22 protein-coding genes are annotated in these 22487 nt (G+C 63.6%); 16 read left to right on the plus strand and 6 right to left on the minus strand.

All coding sequences use genetic code 11. The features are described 5' to 3' along the window. Positions 1-11 precede the first annotated feature (11 nt). The 4 genes from A9971_RS30980 to A9971_RS30995 all read right to left on the minus strand — a co-directional run bounded on the left by A9971_RS30980 (position 12) and on the right by A9971_RS30995 (position 4324). Positions 12-299, minus strand: a complete 288-nt coding sequence (locus tag A9971_RS30980) for a YceK/YidQ family lipoprotein (RefSeq protein ID WP_015637176.1) — start codon at positions 297-299, stop codon at positions 12-14. Beyond that, the gene (gene ubiX / locus A9971_RS30985) at positions 292-924 is read right to left on the minus strand and encodes a flavin prenyltransferase UbiX (protein ID WP_011063684.1); all 633 of its coding nucleotides are present in this window, start codon (positions 922-924) and stop codon (positions 292-294) included. Before ubiX ends, A9971_RS30980 begins: the two co-directional genes overlap by 8 nt. Beyond that, entirely contained in the window at positions 921-2270 is a 1350-nt protein-coding gene (gene mpl / locus A9971_RS30990) for a UDP-N-acetylmuramate:L-alanyl-gamma-D-glutamyl-meso-diaminopimelate ligase (RefSeq protein WP_011063685.1), read from the minus strand. The genes ubiX and mpl overlap by 4 nt, the downstream gene beginning before the upstream one ends. Before the next feature lie 131 nt (positions 2271-2401). Further along, positions 2402-4324 carry a sigma-54-dependent Fis family transcriptional regulator gene (locus A9971_RS30995; protein WP_041120007.1) on the minus strand — a complete coding sequence of 641 codons (1923 nt, stop codon included), beginning with the start codon at positions 4322-4324 and terminating at the stop codon, positions 2402-2404. 375 nt (positions 4325-4699) lie between these two features. Here A9971_RS30995 and A9971_RS31000 point away from each other — a divergent pair, with 375 nt between their 5' ends. From A9971_RS31000 to A9971_RS31075, 16 genes are all read left to right on the plus strand, one after another. Continuing rightward, positions 4700-6220, plus strand: coding sequence for an aldehyde dehydrogenase family protein (locus tag A9971_RS31000; protein ID WP_011063687.1), 1521 nt, complete (start codon positions 4700-4702; stop codon positions 6218-6220). A gap of 177 nt (positions 6221-6397) precedes the next feature. After that, positions 6398-7678, plus strand: a complete 1281-nt coding sequence (eutH, locus tag A9971_RS31005; protein WP_011063688.1) for an ethanolamine utilization protein EutH — start codon at positions 6398-6400, stop codon at positions 7676-7678. A 25-nt stretch (positions 7679-7703) separates the two neighbouring features. Then, positions 7704-9140 carry an ethanolamine ammonia-lyase reactivating factor EutA gene (locus A9971_RS31010; RefSeq protein WP_011063689.1) on the plus strand — a complete coding sequence of 479 codons (1437 nt, stop codon included), beginning with the start codon at positions 7704-7706 and terminating at the stop codon, positions 9138-9140. A 29-nt stretch (positions 9141-9169) separates the two neighbouring features. Beyond that, the gene (locus A9971_RS31015; protein WP_183001089.1) at positions 9170-11365 is read left to right on the plus strand and encodes an ethanolamine ammonia-lyase; all 2196 of its coding nucleotides are present in this window, start codon (positions 9170-9172) and stop codon (positions 11363-11365) included. Between the two features lie 51 nt (positions 11366-11416). Next, positions 11417-12811 (plus strand): ethanolamine ammonia-lyase subunit EutB, encoded by a 1395-nt coding sequence (locus A9971_RS31020; protein ID WP_011063691.1) that lies wholly within the window; start codon positions 11417-11419, stop codon positions 12809-12811. An 11-nt stretch (positions 12812-12822) separates the two neighbouring features. Next, entirely contained in the window at positions 12823-13647 is an 825-nt protein-coding gene (gene eutC, locus A9971_RS31025) for an ethanolamine ammonia-lyase subunit EutC (protein WP_041120010.1), read from the plus strand. Between the two features lie 106 nt (positions 13648-13753). Beyond that, positions 13754-14212 (plus strand): N-acetyltransferase, encoded by a 459-nt coding sequence (locus A9971_RS31030; RefSeq protein ID WP_011063693.1) that lies wholly within the window; start codon positions 13754-13756, stop codon positions 14210-14212. Between the two features lie 242 nt (positions 14213-14454). Continuing rightward, complete coding sequence (locus A9971_RS31035; RefSeq protein ID WP_011063694.1) at positions 14455-15111, plus strand: DedA family protein; 657 nt, start codon at positions 14455-14457, stop codon at positions 15109-15111. A gap of 5 nt (positions 15112-15116) precedes the next feature. Continuing rightward, positions 15117-15929 (plus strand): zinc-dependent peptidase, encoded by an 813-nt coding sequence (locus A9971_RS31040; RefSeq protein ID WP_053160168.1) that lies wholly within the window; start codon positions 15117-15119, stop codon positions 15927-15929. A gap of 217 nt (positions 15930-16146) precedes the next feature. After that, positions 16147-16674: an inorganic diphosphatase gene (gene ppa / locus A9971_RS31045; RefSeq protein WP_011063696.1), complete on the plus strand. Its 528-nt coding sequence runs from the start codon at positions 16147-16149 to the stop codon at positions 16672-16674. A gap of 15 nt (positions 16675-16689) precedes the next feature. Further along, complete coding sequence (locus A9971_RS31050) at positions 16690-17079, plus strand: hypothetical protein (protein ID WP_183001102.1); 390 nt, start codon at positions 16690-16692, stop codon at positions 17077-17079. 52 nt (positions 17080-17131) lie between these two features. Further along, positions 17132-17608, plus strand: coding sequence for a hypothetical protein (locus A9971_RS31055; RefSeq protein WP_015637184.1), 477 nt, complete (start codon positions 17132-17134; stop codon positions 17606-17608). Positions 17609-17746: 138 nt separating this feature from the next. Continuing rightward, entirely contained in the window at positions 17747-18235 is a 489-nt protein-coding gene (locus A9971_RS31060; RefSeq protein WP_183001091.1) for a GGDEF domain-containing protein, read from the plus strand. A gap of 156 nt (positions 18236-18391) precedes the next feature. Further along, positions 18392-18763, plus strand: coding sequence for a hypothetical protein (locus A9971_RS31065; protein ID WP_011063715.1), 372 nt, complete (start codon positions 18392-18394; stop codon positions 18761-18763). Between the two features lie 10 nt (positions 18764-18773). Continuing rightward, entirely contained in the window at positions 18774-19223 is a 450-nt protein-coding gene (locus A9971_RS31070; RefSeq protein ID WP_011063716.1) for a DUF3828 domain-containing protein, read from the plus strand. A 126-nt stretch (positions 19224-19349) separates the two neighbouring features. Continuing rightward, positions 19350-20432: an alpha/beta hydrolase gene (locus A9971_RS31075; protein WP_183001093.1), complete on the plus strand. Its 1083-nt coding sequence runs from the start codon at positions 19350-19352 to the stop codon at positions 20430-20432. 33 nt (positions 20433-20465) lie between these two features. Here A9971_RS31075 and nirK read toward each other — a convergent pair whose 3' ends face one another. Together nirK and A9971_RS31085 are read right to left on the minus strand one after the other, a co-directional pair. Further along, positions 20466-21554: a copper-containing nitrite reductase gene (gene nirK, locus A9971_RS31080; protein ID WP_183001095.1), complete on the minus strand. Its 1089-nt coding sequence runs from the start codon at positions 21552-21554 to the stop codon at positions 20466-20468. 113 nt (positions 21555-21667) lie between these two features. Beyond that, complete coding sequence (locus A9971_RS31085) at positions 21668-22486, minus strand: YfaP family protein (protein WP_015637188.1); 819 nt, start codon at positions 22484-22486, stop codon at positions 21668-21670. Position 22487 lies beyond the last annotated feature (1 nt).

The raw sequence follows: 22487 nt of genomic DNA on the forward strand, positions 1-22487 counted from the left end.
CCGGCGAAGCATTACAACCCGCCCGTTGCCTGAAACCCCACCCCCAATACCGTCAGCACCGACAGCGGCAGCAACAGGGTATCGAGCAGGGCACTGGCTGGCAGATCCACGCCAGGATAGCTCGGTGCCTCGGCGCCAAAGCGGTCCATGGCGCAGCACCCACCCTGCATCGCATACAAGTCCAGGCGCGTCCCCGAATACACCACCGGCGCCCCGGGCTGGGCGGCATTCAAGGTCCGGGCCGTGGCACAGCCGCCCAGTTGCAGGGCGGCCAACAGCACCAGCAGGGGCTTACTCATCGCTGCTCAGATGATGCTCGCCCCAGCGCGGCAACATGTCCTGCGGGATGTTCAACAGATTGAGAATCCGCGCGACGACAAAATCCACCAGGTCATCGATGGTCTGCGGCTGGTGATAGAAGCCCGGCGAGGCCGGCAGAATGGTCACGCCCATGTTCGACAACTTGAGCATGTGCTCCAGGTGAATGCTGGAGTACGGCGCCTCGCGAGGCACCAGAATCAACTGCCGGCGCTCCTTGAGGGTCACGTCCGCGGCGCGCTCGATCAGGTTGTTGCAGGCACCGGTGGCAATCGCCGACAAGGTGCCGGTGGAGCACGGCACCACTACCATCGCCGCCGGCGAGCCGGAGCCCGAGGCCACCGGCGACATCCAGTCCTCCTTGCCATAAACGCGAATCTGCCCCGCCGACGCACCGGTGTATTCGGTGAGGAAGGCCTGCATGGTCTGCGGCTTGGGCGGCAGGGTCACATCGGTTTCCGTGGCCATGACCAATTGCGCAGCCTTGGAGATCAGAAAATGCACCTCCCGGTCCTCACGCACCAGGCAGTCCAGCAGGCGCAGGCCGTACTGGGCGCCCGAGGCACCGGTCATGGCCAGGGTGATGCGTTCCGGGCCGTTGTTCATCGCAGCGCCTCGGCCAGTTTGCCGTGCAGGCCGCCAAAGCCGCCGTTGCTCATGATCACCACCTGGGTGCCCGGCTTGGCCTGGCTCTTCACCCGCTCGATGATGCCTTCCAGAGAGTCGCTGACAATCGACGGCACCGTGCACAAGGCCGCCGTGGCGGCCAGGTCCCAGCCCAGGTTGGCCGGGGCATACCAGATCACCTGATCGGCCTGGTTGACGCTTTCCGGCAGGCCATCGCGGTGCGCGCCAAGCTTCATGGAGTTGGAGCGCGGCTCGATGATGGCGATCACCGGGGCATCGCCAACCCGCTTGCGCAAGCCATCCAGCGTAGTGGCGATGGCCGTCGGGTGATGGGCGAAGTCATCGTAGATGGTCACGCCATGCACTTCGGCGACTTTCTCCATGCGCCGCTTCACGCTCTTGAACGCGCTCAGGCCGGCAATGCCCATCGATGGCACCACGCCCACATGGCGTGCCGCAGCCAGGGTGGCCAGGGCATTGGCGACGTTGTGCTGGCCGGTCAGCTCCCACTCCACCACGCCCTGGCTCACGCCTTCGAACATCACCTCGAAGGCCGAACCGTCGGCGCTCAGCAACTTGACCTGCCACTGGCCACCGGCGCCGGTAGTCTGCACCGGGGTCCAGCAGCCCATCTCGATCACCCGCTGCAAGGCAGGCTCGGTGGTGGGATGGATCACCAGGCCTTCGCTGGGAATGGTCCGCACCAGATGGTGGAACTGCCGCTCGATAGCCGGAAGATCAGGGAAGATGTCCGCATGATCGAATTCCAGGTTATTGAGGATCGCGGTCCGTGGGCGGTAGTGGACGAACTTCGAGCGCTTGTCGAAGAAGGCGCTGTCGTACTCATCAGCCTCGATCACGAAGAACGGCGTACCGCCCAAGCGCGCGGAGACGGCGAAGTTCTGTGGCACGCCGCCGATCAGGAAGCCCGGGCTCATGCCCGCATGCTCCAGGACCCAGGCCAGCATGCTGCTGGTGGTGGTCTTGCCGTGGGTCCCGGCCACCGCCAGTACCCAACGCCCCTGCAGCACATGGTCGGCCAGCCATTGCGGGCCGGACACATAGGGCAGGCCCTTGTTCAGCACGTACTCCACCGCCGGGTTGCCGCGGGACATGGCATTGCCGATCACCACCAGGTCCGGCGCCGGGTCCAGCTGGGCAGGATCGTAGCCTTGGGTCAGCTCGATGCCCTGGGCCTGCAACTGGGTGCTCATCGGTGGATACACGTTAGCGTCGGAACCGGTGACGTGATGGCCCAGCTCTTTGGCCAGAACCGCCATCGACCCCATGAAAGTGCCGCAGATACCGAGAATATGGATGTGCATAGTCGACCTCGAAAAACATCGGCGCAGGTTAGCGTAGAGGGCTGCAAATCGCACCCATTAGCTGACCGGGAGGTTGCTGCTGGCCTGCGCCGGCGCAAGCCCGACGGGCCAGCAGCGGCCGGCAGCTCGGACTAGCGCGCGATGCCGTGCTTGCGCAGCTTTCTATAGAGGGTGTTGCGGCTCACGCCCAACTGCTCGGCGGTATGGGTCATGTGCCAGCGCTGCTGCTCAAGGGCCGCCAGCAACGCCACCCGCTCGGCATCCTCCAGTGGCCGCTCCGGCACCTCTGCTACCGCTTCGCCCAGCGGCGCCGGGCGGCTGTGGCGGATCAGCGGCGGCAGATCATCCAGGCCAATGCGGCCGTTTTCACACAAGGCCGCCAGGGTACGCAGCACGTTGCGCAATTGCCGCACGTTACCCGGCCAGGAATAACTCAGCAGGCTCTGGCGCACCGCGTCCTCCAGCATCACCGGCTGGCCGCCCGCCTCTTCGGCCAGGAGGAAATCCAGCAACTGGGATTTGTCGCTGCGATCGCGCAAGGCCGGCAAGGCGATCTCCAGGCCATTGAGCCGGTAATACAGGTCCTCACGGAAGCTACCGTCGCGCACCCGCTCCAGCAGGTCACGGTGGGTCGCGCTGATGATGCGCACGTTGACCGGTTGCGGCTCGCCGCCGATCGGCACCACCAGCCGATCCTCCAGTACCCGCAGCAAACGGGTCTGCAGGGCCAGGGGCATATCGCCGATTTCATCAAGGAACAAGGTACCGCCATCAGCCTGCTGCAACTTGCCGCGCATGCCCTCCTTGCGCGCCCCGGTAAAGCTGCCGCCGCGATAACCGAACAGCTCGCTCTCGATCAGGCTTTCCGGGATAGCCGCGCAGTTGAGCGCGACAAAGGCCTTGCCCGCCCGCGCGCTGCCCTGGTGCACCGCCTTGGCGAAGGCTTCCTTGCCGGAGCCGGTCTCGCCATTGATCAGCAACGGCACATCGCGCTCGAACACTCGCGAGGCGCGGCGAAAATCGTTCTGCAGGCCGTCATCCCCCAGGCAGATCCCCGAGGGCCGCGCCGGCGCAATGGCCTGCGGTGCCCGCAGCACCGCTGGTTGTGCGGCCGGCTGTGGCTGGCCGCGCAACAAGGCGAACAGGCGTCGCCCGTCCCGGGTGCGCAATGGCCAACTGGCGCTGGCATTGATACTGGCGCGGCCGAGCAGTTCATCCAGGGAGCAGTCGAAAAAGCTTTCCACCGGCTTGCCCAGCAACCCGCCGCGAATATGCCCCAGCAGGTTCAGGGCGCTCTGGTTCACCGCACAGATCCGGCCATCGCCATCGAACGCCAGCAGGCCCTCGCTGAACAGCCCCACCGACTCCGCCTGCAGATGAAAGCGCAGCAGCCACTGGTTCTCGAAATAACGCAGGAAATAGCAGCTCTCGATCATCTTCGCCGACAGATTGACCAGGGCCATGGTGTGGAACTGGCTCTGCCGGGACACGTCCTGGCGCGCCGACGACACATCCAGCACCGCCAGCAACTCGCCATGGGGGTCGAACACCGGGCTCGCAGAGCAGGTCAGGCCGGTGTGCCGGCCGCGGAAATGCTCGCCCTGGTGAATGGTCAGCGGCTGGCGCTCCACCAGGCAGGTGCCGATGCCGTTGGTGCCCTCCCGGGCCTCGCTCCAATCGGCGCCCAGCCACAGTCCGGCATGCTCGAAGATCTTGCGTTCGCTGGGGGCGGTAATGCAGTTGAGGATCACGCCCCGGGCATCGGTCAGCAGCACCGCATGCCCGGCGCCGGACAGTTGTTGGTGCAGGTTGGCCATCTCGGTGCCGGCAATCTGCAAGACATCTTGCAGGCGCTCGCGGCTCTCCAACAGGCGGCCATGTTCAAGCACCGTAGGGGCCATGACCTGGGCCGGGTCGAGATGATAGTCCTCGAGGCAGCGCAGCCAGGAGCGGGCAATGGAAGGATCGCTGCCCGGGCCCTGCAAATGAGCCTTGCCCTGGGCCACGGTGAGCACCTGCTGGGCATGCCGGCTCAAGTAATTGCTAGTGTGCATTTCTTATTATTCTCCTGCTGCGCTGTCACGCTCAGACGAAATACTGTCGCCACTGCCGGGCTGCAATCGACTACGAAGGAGGAATGCTCATCAGACTTGTCCGACAAGATTCGACACGCGAACCAGCATCCTCCAGGCGCTGCTGCATTGCAATGCCGGCTTGACTCCCGAGTCACAGGTTGTGCCACTTAGGTTACAAACTGTCACTCAAGCCTGTACCGGATCCGTCACAGCGCCCCGTAGCGGTCCCCTCGAAACATCCGCAAACCCTTGATGCATATGGCCTGTAGCACGCTGGCCCGACCTTTGCTCTACGCTTGATATGCGCTACGGCGCGTCCTCCCCCATAAGCATAAAAGCCAGGAGATACCCACCATGCGTTACGCACACCCCGGTACTGAAGGCGCTATCGTTTCGTTCAAGAGCAAATACGGTAACTACATCGGCGGCGAGTTCGTCGCGCCTGTCAAAGGCCAGTACTTCACCAACACCTCGCCGGTCAACGGCCAGCCGATTGCCGAATTCCCCCGCTCCACTGCCGAAGACATCGACAAGGCCCTGGACGCCGCCCATGCCGCCGCTGACGCCTGGGGCGCCACCTCGGTGCAGGCGCGCTCGCTGATCCTGCTGAAGATTGCCGACCGCATCGAACAGAACCTCGAACTGCTGGCCATCACCGAAACCTGGGACAACGGCAAGGCCGTGCGCGAAACCCTGAACGCCGACATTCCCCTGGCCGCCGACCACTTCCGCTACTTCGCCGGTTGCCTGCGGGCCCAGGAAGGCAGCGCTGCGGAAATCGACGGCAACACCGTGGCCTATCACATCCATGAACCCCTGGGCGTGGTCGGGCAGATCATCCCGTGGAACTTCCCGATCCTGATGGCCGCCTGGAAACTCGCCCCGGCCCTGGCAGCGGGCAACTGCGTGGTACTCAAGCCCGCCGAGCAGACCCCGCTGGGCATCACCGTGCTCATGGAAGTGATCGGCGACCTGCTGCCACCCGGCGTACTCAACGTGGTGCAAGGTTTTGGCCGCGAAGCCGGCGAAGCCCTGGCCACCAGCAAGCGCATCGCCAAGATCGCCTTCACCGGCTCGACTCCGGTGGGCTCGCACATCATGAAGTGCGCCGCCGAGAACATCATTCCGTCCACCGTGGAACTGGGCGGCAAGTCGCCGAACATCTTCTTCGAAGACATCATGCAGGCCGAGCCCAAGTTCATCGAAAAGGCCGCCGAAGGCCTGGTGCTGGCATTCTTCAACCAGGGTGAAGTCTGCACCTGCCCATCCCGCGCCCTGGTGCAGGAATCGATCTACGACGAATTCATGCAAGTGGTGATGAAGAAGATCGAGCAGATCAAGCGTGGCGACCCACTGGACACCGACACCATGGTCGGCGCCCAGGCTTCCGAGCAGCAGTTCGACAAGATCCTCTCCTACCTCGACATCGCCAAGAACGAAGGTGCGCAGCTGCTCACCGGCGGCAAGGTGGAAAAACTCGAGGGCGACCTGTCCAGCGGCTACTACATCCAGCCGACCCTGCTCAAGGGCACCAACAAGATGCGCGTGTTCCAGGAGGAAATCTTCGGCCCGGTGGTCAGCGTCACCACCTTCAAGGACGAAGCCGAAGCCCTGGCGATCGCCAACGACACCGAGTTCGGCCTGGGTGCCGGGGTCTGGACCCGCGACATCAACCGCGCCTACCGCATGGGCCGCGGGATCAAGGCCGGCCGCGTCTGGACCAACTGCTACCACCTGTACCCGGCCCACGCCGCGTTCGGTGGCTACAAGAAATCCGGCGTCGGCCGTGAAACCCACAAGATGATGCTCGACCACTACCAGCAGACCAAGAACCTGCTGGTGAGCTACGACATCAACCCGCTGGGCTTCTTCTGATCGATCCTCCCGGCGGCCCAGGCCGCCGGGAGGCCTTTTCGCGGCCCTGCCGCACAGGTTCACCTGCTCTGATCCGGTGCCGACGGCTTGCCGGACGGGACACTGCTGTCGGAAGTTCTGCGCCAAACCAGTCGTGCACAGACCCTGCTTGAAAAACAATAACAAGGGACAAACGCAATGGATCAGATCGGCAACTACGTGCTCTACCTCATCATGCTCTGCGCCGTACTTGGCGCCTTCGCCGCCATCTATGACAGCGAGCGAGGCCTGGGCAAGGAATTCATGGAAGGCATTCACGCCACCGGCTACATCTTCGTGCCGGCCGCGGGCATCATGGCCTCCATCCCCTATCTCACCGTGGTCATCGAAACCGTCTTCGGACCGTTCTTCAATTCCCTGGGAGCCGATCCGGCCCTGGCGGCGACCATGATCATCGCCTCGGACATGGGCGGCTATCAGCTGGCCTCGGCCCTGGCCGCCAGCAAGGAAGCGCTGGTAATGGCGCTGATCACCGGCTTCATGGGTGGCGCCACCATCGTCTTCTCGATCCCCATGGGCCTGGCGATGCTCGACAAGCGCGACCACAAGTACATGGCCCTGGGGATCATGTCCGGGATCCTCACCATTCCCGTGGGCGTAATGATCGCCAGCCTGATCCTGGCCTTCAGCAACCCGCAGGTACGCGAACTGGTCAGCACCAGCGGCGAAGCCAGCTACCAACTGGCCCTGGGCCTGGGCAGCATCTTCGCCAACCTGCTGCCGATCCTGATCTTCGTCGTGGCCCTGGCCCTGGGCCTGCGCTTTTTGCCGGACATGATGATCAAGGGTTTCATCATCTTCGGCCGGGCCATGGACGCGGCGATCAAGCTGGTACTGGTGTTCTCCATCGTCGAGTACTTCACCGGGGCCTTTTCCGCGGTGTTCGGCGGCTGGGGCTTCCACCCGATCATCGCCGACGCCGAGGACCAGACCCGCGCCCTGGAAACCGCCGGCTACATCGGCATCATGCTGGCCGGCGCCTTCCCCATGGTCTACCTGCTGCGCAAGTACCTGGGCAAGCCCCTGGAAAACCTCGGCGGCAAGATCGGCCTCAGCGCGGTAGGCAGTGCCGGCATGCTGGCCACCATCGCCAACATCCTGGCCATGTTCCGCCTGGTGCGCTTCATGCCGCCCAAGGACAAGGTGGTGAACATCGCCTTCGGTGTCTGCGCCGCCTTCCTGCTGGGGGACCACCTGTCCTTCACCGCCAACTTCCAGCCGACCATCATCCTCCCGGTATTGATCGGCAAGATCAGCGCCGGCTTCGTCGCGGTGGGACTGGCCTATTGGCTGTCGGTGCCCAAGGCCCTGCAACTGGAAGCCCAGGACCGGGCTGCCGGAATCATCGGCGAAGGCGAGTACCTGGGCGGCACGGCCCTGGAAACCCCGGAACCGGCAGGCCAGAAGGCCACGGCCTGACTCCGGCGCGGCGAGGAACGCCTGCATGCAAGCCTTCACCGGCGGCGCCCAGGTCTTGCTGCTGGGGCTGGACTTCGGGTCCACCACCAGCAGCGTGCTGATTGCCCAGGCCAGCCTCAGCAGCCACTGCATCACCGGGCGCATGGCCCTCAACGAACCCCGGGTGCTGTTTCGCGGCGACCCGGTGTTCACGCCCTTCAAGGATGAAGTCATCGATGAAGCCGCGATCCGCGGCCTGATCGAAACCTGGCTTGAACAGGCGGACGTGCGCCCGCAGCAGTTGTTTTCCGGCGGGGTGATCATCACCGGGCTGGCGGCCCGGCGGCACAACGCTCAGGCCCTGGCGCAACTGGTGGGGCAACTGATCGGTAACGCACTGATCACCCGTGCCGACGATGGCGGCCTGGAGTCCTGGCTGGCGTTCATGGGCAGTTGCTCGGCCCTGAGCCGCTTTCACGCGCAGCAGCCCATGCTCAACCTGGATATCGGCGGTGGCACCACCAATGCCGCCTGGGGCCTGGAGGGCAACGTGCTGGCCAGCGGTTGCCATTTCATCGGTGCCCGGCACCTGCAATTCGAGCCGGGCAGCTATCGGCTCAGCGGAATGTCGGAGTTCGGCCGGGCCCTGCTCGATCACCTGGCGATTGGCAAAACATCCGGGCAACTCCTCGACAGCTCACAACTGCAGGCCGTGCTGGATTGGTACATCGACGCCCTGCTGGCGCTCGTGTCGGGGGACCGAGCGTTCTTCGCCAGCCCGCTGGGCCGGTTGACGGAGCAACTGCCGCTGAACCTTCCGGCTCACGAACCTGATGTGGCGCTGACCTTTTCCGGTGGCGTCGGCGAGTTGCTGTATCGGCACTTGCAGGGTGAAACCCTGCCCGGCACCACCCACTACGGCGACCTGGGCATCGACTTGGCCCTGGCCATTGCCCGCCAGCCGCGGCTGGTGCGTGACGCCCGCCGCCTGGTCCCGGAAAACCGTGGCCGGGCCACGGTCTACGGGCTGACCCTGCACAACACCGAAATCTCCGGCAGCACCTTGTTCCTGCCCCGGCCCGAAGCACTGCCGCTCAAGGACCTGCCCATCGTTGCCCGTCTATCGGTGCGCGCCTCCCGGCAGCAACTGGAGGCGGCCCTGGAGCTGGCCCTGAGCAGCCGCGACGGTGCCTGCCTGCAACTGCTCGATGGCGGCCAGGCGCCGGGCCTGGAAGAAATACGCCACCTCGGCGCCCTGCTGTGCCGGGCCCTGGGCACTGCCCGCCCGGCTCCCCAATGGCCGCTGGTGCTGCTGTTGGAGAGCAACGTCGGCAAGGTCCTGGGCAACTACGCCACGGATTGGGGGCGCAGTTCTTGCAACCTGATCGTCATCGACGAAGTACGTGAACGCTCGGCGCACTTCATCAATCTGGGAACACCCCATCAGCACATAGTGCCCGTCGCCTTTTACGGTGTGCACTGATGCCGATGCCGGCCAAGGAGAGTCTTGCCATGTCACTCACCGAACTGCAGCACATCCGCCTTCCCGTCGTCCCGGCCGAACGTGGCTACAGCACCCGGGTGCTGGATCGCCAGATCGCCTTCGACAGCCTCAAGACGGTGCTCGGCGCCGCCGACATCAGCAAGGCCGGGGACCGTGTGGCGGGGCTGGCCGCCGTGGATGAAATCACTCGCGAAGCAGCGCGCAAGGTGCTCTCGGAACTGACCCTGGATCACTATTTCCAGCACCCGCTGACCGACCGCCACGGCCATATCGACAGTGTCATGCAGGTCAACTACGACATCGACCACGAAGTGTTCGGGGAAATCGCCCCTCTTACCCTGGGCGCCCTGAAAGATCGCCTGCTGCGCAGCCACGGCACCGAAATACGCCGCATCGGCCGCGCCCTGACCGGGGTAATGGTGGCCGCCCTGGCCAAGCTGCTGGATGTGCATGAACTGATCCTGCTGTCGAAAAAGCTCAAGAGTGGCGCGGCCGCCAAGGCCCGAACCCTGGTGGGCCTGCCCGGCACCCTGTCGTCGCGCCTGCAGCCCAACCATCCCACCGACAACCTCAGCGGCATTACCCTGCTGGTCTACACCGGCCTGAGCATGGGCTCGGGGGACGCGTTGATCGGCCTCAACCCGGCCATCGACACCGTGGACAACATCAGCGCCACGCTCCACCACCTGGACAAGCTGCGCCGGGAAACCGGAGCACCCACCCAAATCTGCGTGCTGTCCCATATCAAGACCCAACTGGCCTGCCTCGACCAGGGCGCTCCAGTGGAGATCATGTTCCAGAGCCTGGCGGGCACCGAACGTACCCTGACCGACGAGTTCGACGTTACCGTGCAACTGCTGGACCAGGCCTGGCAGACCATGGCCGAGCGCGGCCCGCTGCGGGACGTGGCGGAAAACTTCATGTACTTCGAGACTGGCCAGGGCAGCGAGCTGACCTACGGCAAGCACGAAGGCATCGACATGACCACCTGCGAAGCCCTGTGCTACGGGCTTGCCCGGCGCTACCGGCCGTACATGGTGAACAACGTCACCGGCTTCATCGGCCCGGAAACCCACCTCGACAACTTCGAGATGACCTATTCCTGCCTGCAGGACCAGTTCATGGGCAAGTTGCTGGGCCTGCCCATGGGCATGGCCCCCTGCTACACCCTGCACTCGCAAGTGACCCTGGAAGGCCAGCAGATGGCCACCGAATTGCTGACTGCCGCAGGCGCCAACTTCTTCATGGACGTGTACCTGAGCACCGACCGCATGCTCGCCTACTTCGACACCAGCGCCCACGACAACCAGACCCTGCGCGAGGTGCACGACCTGGCACCGGCCCCGGAATACCTGCGCTGGGCCCTGGGCAAGGGGATTTTCCAGGAAGACGCCCACGGCAACGTGGAACGCGGGCCGAACTGGGGCAACCCGAGGATTTTCTGCCAGTCGGACATCGACTTCCAGCGCCTGCTGGAATCCACCCCGGCCACCTACGGCTTCGACAACGCCGGGCCGCGCCCGGCCAACAGCGTGTCGCGTACTGTACGCGCCAACCTGGCAGTGGCCCGCGAGGCAATCTACGTCGACTTGCGCCCCACCGAAATCGGCGCCATTCCCCTGCGTGAGTTGCGCACCGCCGCCCCGGACAAGCTGGCCCATCTGCAAGACCCGGAGCTGGGCGCGCGGCTGACCGAGGAAGTGCTGCGGCGCCTTAAACCGGAATACAACGACGTGCAGATCGTGATTTCCGACGGCCTCAGTGCCGAGGCCATCCACCACAACATTCCCGAGCTGCTGCCGGTGCTGCTGGACGGCTTGCACAGCCGCGAGCTGCGCATCGGCCAGCCGATCCTCGCGCCCTATGGCCGGGTCAAGCTGGCGGAGTCGGTGGGCGAGGCCCTGCAACCCCAGCTGATCATCGTGCTGATCGGCGAGCGGCCCGGCGGCGATGCCCTGGCCTCACGGAGCATGTCCGCCTACCTGGGCTACCGCCTGCCGGACGATCAGGCGCGCCGCGCCGCCGCCCAGTTCAGCGGCAATGCCGACATTCGCTATGAATACACCGTGATCTCGAACATCTACAGCGGTGGCCTGCCGCCGCTGGAAGGCGGCAGCCTGGTGGCGGAAAAGGCCTTTGCCATCCTCCATCACCGGGCTGCCGGCAATCGTCTGGAAAACCTGCTGAAGAAGGTGGCATCCTGATGATCCGCCAGCACTCGGCAACGCCCCTACATCGTTGAAACGGAGACTGAGATGGCCCAATTTTCCCACAGCGTAGGTTCTCAGACCTATCGCTTCGACAGCCTCAAGGACGTCATGGCCAAGGCCAGCCCGGCCCGTTCCGGCGACTTTCTGGCCGGGGTTGCCGCCCTCAACGACGGCGAGCGGGTTGCCGCCCAGATGACCCTGGCGGATATCCCACTCAAGCACTTTCTCGAAGAGGTGCTGATTCCCTATGAGTCCGACGAAGTCACCCGGCTGATCATCGACACCCATGACCGCGAGGCCTTCGCCACCGTCAGCCACCTGACCGTGGGCGGCTTTCGCGACTGGCTGCTCAGCGACGCCGCCGACGAACAGAGCCTGCGGGCCCTGGCGCCGGGCCTGACCCCGGAAATGGCCGCCGCGGTGTCGAAGATCATGCGCGTGCAGGACCTGATCCTGGTGGCGCAGAAGATTCGCGTGGTGACCAAGTTCCGCGGCACCCTGGGCCTGCGCGGGCGCCTGTCCACCCGCCTGCAACCCAACCACCCCACCGACGAGCCGGCGGGCATCGCCGCAAGCATTCTCGACGGCCTGCTGTACGGCAACGGCGATGCGATGATCGGCATCAACCCGGCCACCGACAGCATCGCCTCGATCTGCGCCATGCTGGAAATGCTCGATGCCATCATCCAGCGCTACGAGATCCCCACCCAGGCCTGCGTGCTGACCCACGTCACCACCTCCATCGAGGCGATCAATCGCGGCGTGCCCCTGGACCTGGTCTTTCAATCGATTGCCGGCACCGAAGCGGCCAATGCCAGCTTCGGCATCAACCTCAACGTGCTCCAGGAAGGCTACGAGGCGGGCCTGAGCCTGAACCGCGGCACCCTGGGGCAGAACCTGATGTACTTCGAGACCGGCCAGGGCAGCGCCCTGTCGGCCAACGCCCACTTCGGCATCGACCAGCAGACCTGCGAAACCCGCGCCTACGCCGTGGCCCGGCACTTCAAGCCGTTCCTGGTCAATACCGTAGTGGGGTTCATCGGCCCGGAATACCTCTACAACGGCAAGCAGATCATCCGTGCCGGCCTGGAAGACCACTTCTGCGGCAAGCTGCTGGGCGTGCCCATGGGTTGCGACATCTGCTACACCAACCACGCCGAAGCCGACCAGGACGACATGGACAACCTGCTGACCCTGCTGGGCGTGGCAGGAATCAACTTCATCATGGGCATCCCCGGGTCCGACGACATCATGCTCAACTACCAGACCACGTCCTTCCACGACGCGCTCTATGCTCGCCAGACCCTTGGCCTGAAACCCGCTCCCGAATTCGAGCAATGGCTGGCCAGGACCGGCATCTTCACCCAGGCCGACGGCAAGGTGCATTTCGGCAACAACCTGCCGCCGGCTTTCCGCCAGGCGCTGGCCCAGTTGGGATAAGGAACAGGCTCATGCAAAAACACCCCACCGATTCGCAGAACCCCTGGCTGGAACTGCGCCGCCTGACCCCCGCGCGCATTGCCCTGGGCCGTACCGGCACCAGCCTGCCCACCGATGCTCAACTGGACTTCCAATACGCCCACGCCCAGGCCCGGGACGCCGTGCACCTGCCCTTCGACCACGCCGGCCTGAGCGCTCAATTGGCCGAGCGCGGACGTGACAGCCTGCTGCTGCACAGCGCCGCCACCGACCGCCACAGCTACCTGCAACGCCCCGACCTGGGACGCCGGCTCAGTGACGACTCGGCCCAGGCCCTACGCGACTACGCCAGCGCCCATCCCGGCGGGTTCGATCTGGCAGTGGTGGTAGCCGATGGCCTGTCGGCCCTGGCGGTGCATCGCCATACCCTGCCATTTCTGGCACGCATGGAGGAACAGACCGCCGCCGAAGGCTGGTCGCTGTCGCCCGTGGTGCTGGTGGAACAGGGCCGGGTGGCGGTGGCCGACGAGGTCGGGCAACTGCTGGGGGCGAAGATGACGGTGATCCTGATCGGCGAACGCCCGGGGCTCAGTTCCCCCGACAGCCTGGGGCTTTACTTCACCTACCAGCCGAAAATCGGCCTCACCGACGCCTATCGCAACTGCATCTCCAATGTGCGCCTGGAGGGCCTGAGCTACGGCATGGCCGCTCACCGCCTGCTCTACCTGATGCGTGAAGCCTGCCGCCGCCAACTGTCGGGGGTGAACCTCAAAGACGAGGCGCAAGTGCAGACCCTGGACAGCGACGAGCCGGCAGATATGAAGGGCAACTTCCTCCTGGGCCCGCCCCAAGCGTGATTTTGCAAGACGATTGCGCTTTTTCGCCGCTTTGGGCAGCATCGCAACACGGCTGCCCGAGTCATCCAACCTGTGCCGTCACATCCACTTGAAGTTGAGAGCCACCATGCGGATTACTCAAGCAACCCTCGAGCACCTGGATCTGTTGACCCCCTTATTCGTCAAATACCGCGAATTCTATGGCGCACTGCCCTACCCGGATTCGTCCAGGGCCTTCCTGGAAAAACGCCTGCGGCGCAAGGAATCGGTGATCTACCTGGCCCTGGCCGACGACGACAGCAACAAATTGCTGGGCTTCTGCCAGCTGTACCCGAGCTTTTCCTCCCTCTCCCTCAAGCGTGTGTGGATTCTCAACGATATCTACGTTGCCGAAGACGCCCGACGCCAGCTGGTGGCGGACAACCTGATGCGCACCGCGAAGAAGATGGCCAAGGAAACCAACGCCGTGCGCCTACGGGTGTCCACCAGCAGCAACAACGAAGTGGCACGCAAAACCTACGAGTCCATGGGTTTTCGCGAAGATACCGAGTTCAAGAACTACGTCCTGCCCCTCAGCGACGACTGACTCTGCAGACAGCGGCCCCAGGGCCGCTTTGGCATTTCCGCCCCTGACGCGCGCCCTCCCGGCAATTTACCAAGCACCGGCCAAGCCGAAACGCCCCGCTACAATCTGAACACGCATTTCACTTGTCAGCCCTTATAATGCCGACCTTTTCGGATCGTAAGAAAAGCTACACACCCCTGTAGTCCCTTTCTCCGAGTCATCGCACAGGCCTGCCGAGCCAGGCTGTCATCACAGGTGCCCCAATGGATTTCAACCCGATCGACCTAATCCTTCATCTCGACGTTTATCTCGACATGCTGGTGACCAACTACGGGCCCTGGATCTACGCCATCCTGTTCCTGGTGATTTTCTGTGAGACGGGCCTGGTGGTAACCCCCTTCCTGCCCGGCGACTCCTTGCTGTTCATCGCCGGCGCGGTGGCCGCAGGCGGCGGCATGGACCCGGTGCTGCTGGGCGGCCTGCTGATGCTGGCGGCGATCCTTGGCGACAGCACCAACTATGTGATTGGACGAACGGCAGGGGAACGGCTGTTCAGCAACCCCAACTCGAAGATCTTCCGTCGCGACTACCTGCAGAAAACCCACGACTTCTATGAAAAGCACGGCGGCAAGACCGTGACCCTGGCGCGCTTCCTGCCGATCATCCGCACATTCGCGCCCTTCGTCGCCGGCGTGGCGCGCATGCCTTACCCACGGTTCTTCGCTTTCAGCGTGGCCGGCACCATCCTCTGGGTCGGCGGCCTGGTGACCCTGGGCTACTTCTTCGGCAACGTGCCCTTCATCAAGAAAAACCTCTCGCTGCTGGTGGTGGCCATCATCCTCCTGTCCCTGGTGCCGATGATCATTGGCGTACTGCGCAGCCGTTTTGGCCGCAGTACCGAAAAAGCCGAAACCCGCTAAGCACCATGTGGTCCCTCAGCGCCTGGCGCCGCAAGCGCCGGCTGGCCAGGCACCCGGTCAGCGATGAAACCTGGCAGCGGGTACGCCAGCACCTGCCCTTCCTCGACGGCATCAGTGCCGCCGAGGACCAGTGGCTGCGCGAGGCCAGCGTGCTGTTTCTCGACGACAAGCACCTCACCGCCCTGCCCGGGGTCGAGCTGCATCAGGAACAGCGCCTGCTACTGGCGGCCCAGGCACAGCTGCCGCTGCTGCACCTGGGGGACCTGAACTGGTATCAGGGCTTCCACGAAATCATCCTTTACCCCGACGACTTCCTCAGCCCGCAACGCCATCGCGACGCCAGCGGTATCGAGCACGAATGGGATGGCGAGCACAGTGGCGAAGCCTGGCAGCAGGGGCCGATCATCCTCGCCTGGCCCGGAGTCCTGGCCAGCGGTGGCTGGGAAGCCTACAACCTGGTGATCCACGAACTGGCCCACAAGCTGGACATGCTCAACGGCGACGCCAACGGCCTGCCGCCGCTGCACAGCGACATGCGGGTCAGCGAGTGGGCGCAAGTGATGCAAAGCGCCTACGACGACCTCAACCACCAGTTGGACCGCAATCCGGACGCAGAAACCGCCATCGACCCCTACGCCGCGGAAAACCCGGCGGAATTCTTCGCCGTCACCAGCGAATACTTCTTCAGCGCCCCGGACTTGCTGGTGGCGGCCTATCCGAAAGTCTATGCACAACTACAGCTGTTTTATCGGCAGAATCCACTGGCCCGGTTACAGCAACTTCAAGCAGAAGATCCGGTCTATCAAACGCACCACTAATGTCCTGTCGCGCTATTTAAGCTGTTCATCTGAAGACCTGTTACCTGACAACCAGGCCGCCGGTCGCTCGATAAACCCGAACACGCCCGCGACACAGTACAACCAAGGTTCTACGACCCTTGGCACGTGGCATCGGTAGCGGAGTGTGTCTATAATCGCCGCCACTTTTTGGTCAATCCGGCCAAGTCATTTGGTCAACTAACGGGGGCAACGCCCAATGAGCTACAGCAAGATTCCGGCGGGCAAAGACCTGCCGAACGACATCTACGTCGCTATCGAAATCCCGGCCAACCACGCGCCGATCAAGTACGAAATCGACAAAGACAGCGACTGCCTGTTCGTTGACCGCTTCATGGCCACCCCGATGTTCTACCCGGCCAACTACGGCTTCATCCCCAACACCCTGGCTGACGACGGCGACCCCCTCGACGTACTGGTCGTGACCCCTTACCCAGTAGCGCCAGGCTCGGTGATCCGTGCCCGTCCAGTGGGCATCCTGAACATGACCGACGACGGCGGCGGCGATGCCAAAGTGATCGCGGTACCACACGACAAGCTGTCCCAACTGTATGTCGACGTGAAGGAATACACCGACCTGCCAGCCCTGCTGCTGGAACAGATCAAGCACTTCTTCGAGAACTACAAAGACCTCGAAAAAGGCAAGTGGGTGAAGATCGACGGTTGGGGCAATGCCGATGCAGCCCGCGCCGAGATCCTGAAGTCGGTTGCTGCCTACAAAGGCTAAGAAGCAACTGCACGCTTGGAGCAACAAGCTTCAAGAAAGAGCCCCGGTCATCCGGGGCTTTTTTATGCCCGCACGCAGCACCGGTTGCCTGCTGGCGCCGGCTTGCCGGTGAACCGCTTTCTCGGCCGACCACGCATCCAGCAACATATTCTTCGCACTTTTTACTGCTTCAAGGCCTCTGGAACGCGCTTCGCACTGGGAATTCCCGGCGAATATGCGTATGCTGCGCCCCACATTTGCGCATCGCCCCTTCAAGCGGTCAGAGCGCCTGACGAAGCGGATGACTTTCTCGCCCAGTCCCACAGCCAGCCGCAAGAGCTGGGTGTACGTTTTGAAGGCTGGTGCGGTTTACCAAAAATGAACCAAGCCAGTCCCCGAGAAGCCGGCCACAAGCCGGCTTTTTAATGCCTGGAACCCGGGCACGGGAAGGACCGGCCACTCCTACAGCAGGTGCAGGATGCACGACCTACGCAGCTTTGCAGCTCCCACAAGATCCCCTGCGGTGAATTTTCAGCCCCTGCGGCGAGCCATCAACGGTGCATTGCTGGCGGCGCTGACAGCCCTTGGCCTTTGCGGGTGCGTGGGTGCCTGGATGGATATGCCCGAAAGGCAAGTCACCAAGACCGACGCTCACCAAACGCTGGTGGGCCACTCCATGACCCCGGTCATCACCCGCACGCAGAAGAGCCCCGCCGAACGCCAGTGGTGCGGCACCACCGTTTTGCTCGTGATCCTGCCAATCCCGCTGAAACTGCCGGTTTGCGAGTCCTACAGCGCCACCTCGTACGGCAACGATATAAACGGCGCCGAAGCTGCGTTGCTGTATGTGAACCAGAAAGTCAGTTCGGACTTCTACGCCTGTGGCCCATTCATGTTCCTCGGGCCAATCGCGCACGGTTACCAGGGCAACGCGCTTTGCGGGAGGTTCCGCTAGGCCCTTCCCTCCTTGGCCCCCACACCAAGGCCCTCACGTTCTCGCTACAATCCCGCCCATTGATGGCAATTCGCCCGCTCTGCAACGGCCGGCTTCGACTCCTGCCCCTTGAGCGCGACGTTAACGAGAATTCCGGACATGGCCCTGCACATCCCCACCCTGCTCGTAGTCTCGGTGTTCATTTTCTTTCTGATGAGCCTGCTGACCTTCCACGCCTGGCTACGGGAAACCCGTGAGCGGCCACTGGCTTATCTGGGCGGCATGATGCTGCTGGCGGCGGTGGGCGTGGTGCTGGTCGCATTCAGCCAGGTGCTTGCAGAAACCCTGGGTACAAAAGACGTATTTGCCCGCATTGGCGGTGAAGAGTTCGCCTGCCTCCTGGCCGCGACCGATGAGCAGGCCGCAGTAACGGTAGCCGAGCGGGTTCGCCAGGCTTTTGCCCGCTTGCCTCTGCTGGAACCCGGGCTGCTCAGCGTCAGCATCGGTGTGGTCAGCAGTGAAACCCGGGGCTACGACCTGCCGCGCCTGTTGTCCCTGGCCGACGAAGCCCTGTATGGCGCCAAGCACCAGGGGCGCAACCGAGTGCACACGGTATCGCGCAGCGCCCTGGAGTTGCAGCCGGACTGAACGGCCAGGCCGCCTGGCTCCTGCGTGGTTTTGCCAATCAGCGAGATAACTGTGATACGCCCCCCAAAGGCGGCAAATAAGGCACTTAGCCAGTATTTCCGGCGCCCTTGGGCAAGAATAAACTCGCCGCTCTCCAGGACTCTCGGATGACAAGGAATGTGGAATAAAGAAGCCGCTATCAGTCACTTGAACGCTCACGCTCACGCCGGTAGTACGGGGCGCTGTGCGGCCTATACTCGCCAGGCGATCGAAGCCGGTGGCGGTGGGGTGATTCTGCACAGGAAGCACTCGGCCAAGGACTTCGGCTCATCATTGACTTCTGCCGGTTTCATCGAACAGCCGGCCGGCCAGACGCCCGCAGCGGGCGATGTGGTGATCATCCAGCCCATTCCAGGGCACCCCCACGGTCACATGGCGATGTTCAACGGCACACTCTGGGTGTCAGACTTCAAGCAACTGCACGGTTTCTACCCGGGGCATTCCTACCGGGTGCAGAAACCTGCCTACAAAATCTATCGCCATCCGTAAGGGGTCCTCCATGAGAATGCTGTTCTGCTCGCTGCTGGCAGCGGTCGCGATGCATCAGTCGGTCGCCCTGGCCGACTGCGCCAGTTCGCCAAAGCCCGCAACCCAGGCGTTTTATAGCTGGTACCTGCAAACCTTCAGCGAAGACAAGGATCCGTTGACCGACAACGTGGCGGAAATGAAGAAGTACGTCTCCGACTCGCTGATCACCAAGATCAAGAAACAGATGGCCAGCCCCGACGGCCTGGAAGAGGACTACTTCCTCAAGGCCCAGGACTACATGGATGAGTGGCTGACCCAGATCAAGGTCAGCGAACCACAAGTCCAGGGCTCCAGCGCCAAGGAGCAAGTGACGTTGGGCAACACCCCGGACACCACCCAGATCGTCGATGTGCGGATGATCAAGGACAAGGGCTGCTGGAAGATCGATGAAGTGATTTCCACTGCCGACCAGAGCGATTGACCTACCGCTTCGGCGCTGACTCCGGCCACAGCGCGGGTCGTCCATCCGGGCGATCCGCCATGCTAAGCTGCGCGCCGTTTCGGGCAACGGCCCGGGACCTCCTTCACTGAAAAAGGACTCTCAGTCATGTCGTTGCCGGCCGCAGTACGCCTGCCCCTGTCATTTCTCTCGCTGTTCAGCGTTCTCAGCCTCAGCAGTTCCTGGGCCCATGCCGATGCGCAACAGGACGTCGCCAAGGGGCGCTGGCAAGGCCTGGCCGGCATGGCCAACCTGTACCTGGACGAAGCCACGCCAGCGGATTTCATCGAGGCCGGGGACAATGAGAAGAGCCAGCACGACAACTACGCCGGCGCCCTCGCCTACTACCTGACCGCTGCCCGCCTCGACCCGAAGAATGCCTACGCCCCCTACCAGGCCGCCGGCAGCCTGGCGGCCATGGACAAGAACAAGCGCGCCGCCGAATACCTCGACCAGGCCCGCGAGCGTGGCTTCTGGCAGCTGGTGCTGCTCAAGGAAGACGACGAACTGGAATCGTTGCAGCAGGACCTGGCCTACAAGAAGCTGTTGCAGGCCGCCGAGAAGAACTACCCGGCCAAGGCCAAGGATGCAGGCCTTGCGGCCTTCAGCATTCCCCAGGGCAAGGCCCCGGCCGAGGGCTGGCCGGTGGTGGTCTGGCTGTCGGGGTTCGGCACCGAGGGCAGCGACGGCATCGACATGCGCACCGACCTTGTGGGAGAGAACGCCGTGCTGGTGGGGATCAACGGCACTCTCAAGCGCGACGAGCACCAGTTCATGTGGCAGCAGCATTCGGTGGCTCCGACCGAAGCAGCGGTCAGCGCGGCGCTGAAGAAACTGGAAAAGCAGACCCGCATCGATCGCTCGCGCATCGTCCTGATGGGCTTCTCCCAAGGTGCCGAGCACGCCTCGCACCTGATCGCCGAGTACCCGCAGCATTACAGCGGCGCGCTGCTGCTGTCACCCGGCGGCTACCGGATTCCCTTCGGCGAAACCAAGGCCCGGGACAAGCGCATCGTCATCGTCCATGGCACCAAGGAGCACGAGAGCAACCAGAAGCTCACCGCCGCCACGCAACAGGCCCTGGAACCGGGCAACCAGGTCCAGAGCCATGAACACGAGGAAGGCCATACCTTCCAGGACAACTGGCGCCAGGCGTATGCGGGCTACCTGAAGTTCGCCCTGAACCTCTGATGCCAGGTGCCGGGGCCTGAGCCCCGGCCGCCATCACTTGGCCGGAGTCATGGGCCCGGGGGCCTTTACCTGAGTCATCAGGTCATCGTCCCACTGCCCCTCGACCTTGACCTGAGCCAGGGCCCCCAACTCCATGGCCTCGATCAGGTTGTGGTTGAGGTACACGTAGGTGCCCGGCTGCTTGAAGGTGTAGAGCGCCGCCAGGGCCGAACCGCCGGGGATGAACCAGGTCTCCAGGTTGCGTTGCGGGGCGTTGGCGAACTTGCCGGTGGTCCAGACCCAGTCGCCATGGCCGCCGATCAGGTGCGGACGGCTGTCGCGGTTGGCCTGGGAGTGGATGAACAGCACGCTTTCGCCGACCTTGGCGGTCAGGGCGTTGGCTCCGGTCAAGGCGCCGACACGGCCGTTGAACACCACGTGGCTCGGGGTCAGGGTACGCATCACTTCACGGGTGTCCTGGTAGCTGGAGGCCAGGTCCGGGTAGCTCTTGTAATGCCCGTCCTTGTTCTTGGGGATGTACAGGTCGAACTCGCCGATGGTGTAGGCCCGGTCATAGTGCAAGGGCTTGCCGGCAGGGTCCTGCAAGCCTTCGCGCGGCAGCACCATCAAGGTCCCGCTCATGCCCGAAACCACGTGCCAGGGCACCATGCCCGGCGGCGCGCAGTGATAGACGAAGGTCCCGCTGCGGTCAGCCTTGAAACGCAGCACCACTTCCTGCCCCGGCAGCACCTGGGTCAGCGCCGCACCGCCCAGGGCACCGGTGGCCGCATGGAAGTCGATGTTGTGGGGCATGCTGTTGCTGGCCGGATTGCTCAGGGTCAGCTCGACGTAGTCGCCCTCGTGCACCACCAGGGTCGGCCCCGGCATGGAGCCGTTGAAGGTCATGGCCTGCAGGGTGGTGCCCTGATCGTCCACCACCATCTTTTTCTCTTCCACGTTCATGCGGAACTGCACGACCTTCGGCGGCCCGCTGACAGCCTGCTCATGAACATGCACCTGGGGCGGCGCCACCAGGTCCACCTTGACCCGCTGCAAACCGTCGGCGCCCGCAGCCAACACCAGGCTGGAGGCACAACTTCCGGCCACTACACAGCACTTCAACCACGATTGAAAAGCACCCATGTTCTGCATTTCCCTGCCAATGAATGGTGATTCATTGCAAGGCAAACACCGGGGGCCCGTATTGTCTCAGGGCAATGAACGGATGGCCGGGAAAGCGCATCCGTTGAGCCCGGTCATGGATAACTGAAACTGCGCACCAGGGTCAGTTCCCCGGGGGCGCGCATCGGCACCACAAAGGTCTCGCTCTTTTCATCCGGCGTGCCTTCCTCGGTAATCACTGTGACCTGGGCGGTGGTCAGGGGCTGCACGGCATTTTCCTGGCCGCCGTCTTCATCGTCGTCACTGCGATAACCGCCACCGTAGTAGTTCACATAGACCAGGTACTGGCCCTTGAGCGGCGCCGGCATGGAGAAGATCTCCGGGCCGTAGCCCGTGGTCACGTCCACATCCAGGGTCGCGCCGTTGGGAGCCACGCGGTCGCCGTACCAGATGTGCGCGCCGTCCGGGGTTACCAGGTGCAGGTCGAGGTCGGTGTTGTCGCTGTCCCAGGACAGCAGCACGCGCAACTTGGGCGGGGTCACGCCACCGCCGGTGTTGAGAAACTGCACGCGCTTGCGCTGCTGGCCATCCGGGCTGCGCACTTCGACGCTGTTGCTGCCGTTGGGGAAGGCGTACGGCCGGTCGAAGCTGCCTTGCTCATCGAACTTGAGCGGCATGCTGACGCCATTGACGATCAGCTTGCCGGGCTCTTTGTTCGCTTTGGGCGCACCCTTGATCTGCCCGCGAATACGCGCGGTATCGGCCTGGCCTTGGGGGGTATTCACCGAGGAGGCCGGGTAGTTGACCTCCTGAATGTACTGTTCACCATCCATGGCTCGAGTGCGCCAGCCGCCCTTGGGGGTGTCGAGCTGGATGCCGCTGTCGGCCAGGGCCATGGGCAGGCTGAACATTCCACAAAGGAACAGGAGGACCGGGGGAGCAGGAAGTTTCATG

This window comes from Pseudomonas sp. UME65, assembly GCF_014170225.1.
GTDB lineage: Bacteria > Pseudomonadota > Gammaproteobacteria > Pseudomonadales > Pseudomonadaceae > Aquipseudomonas > Aquipseudomonas protegens.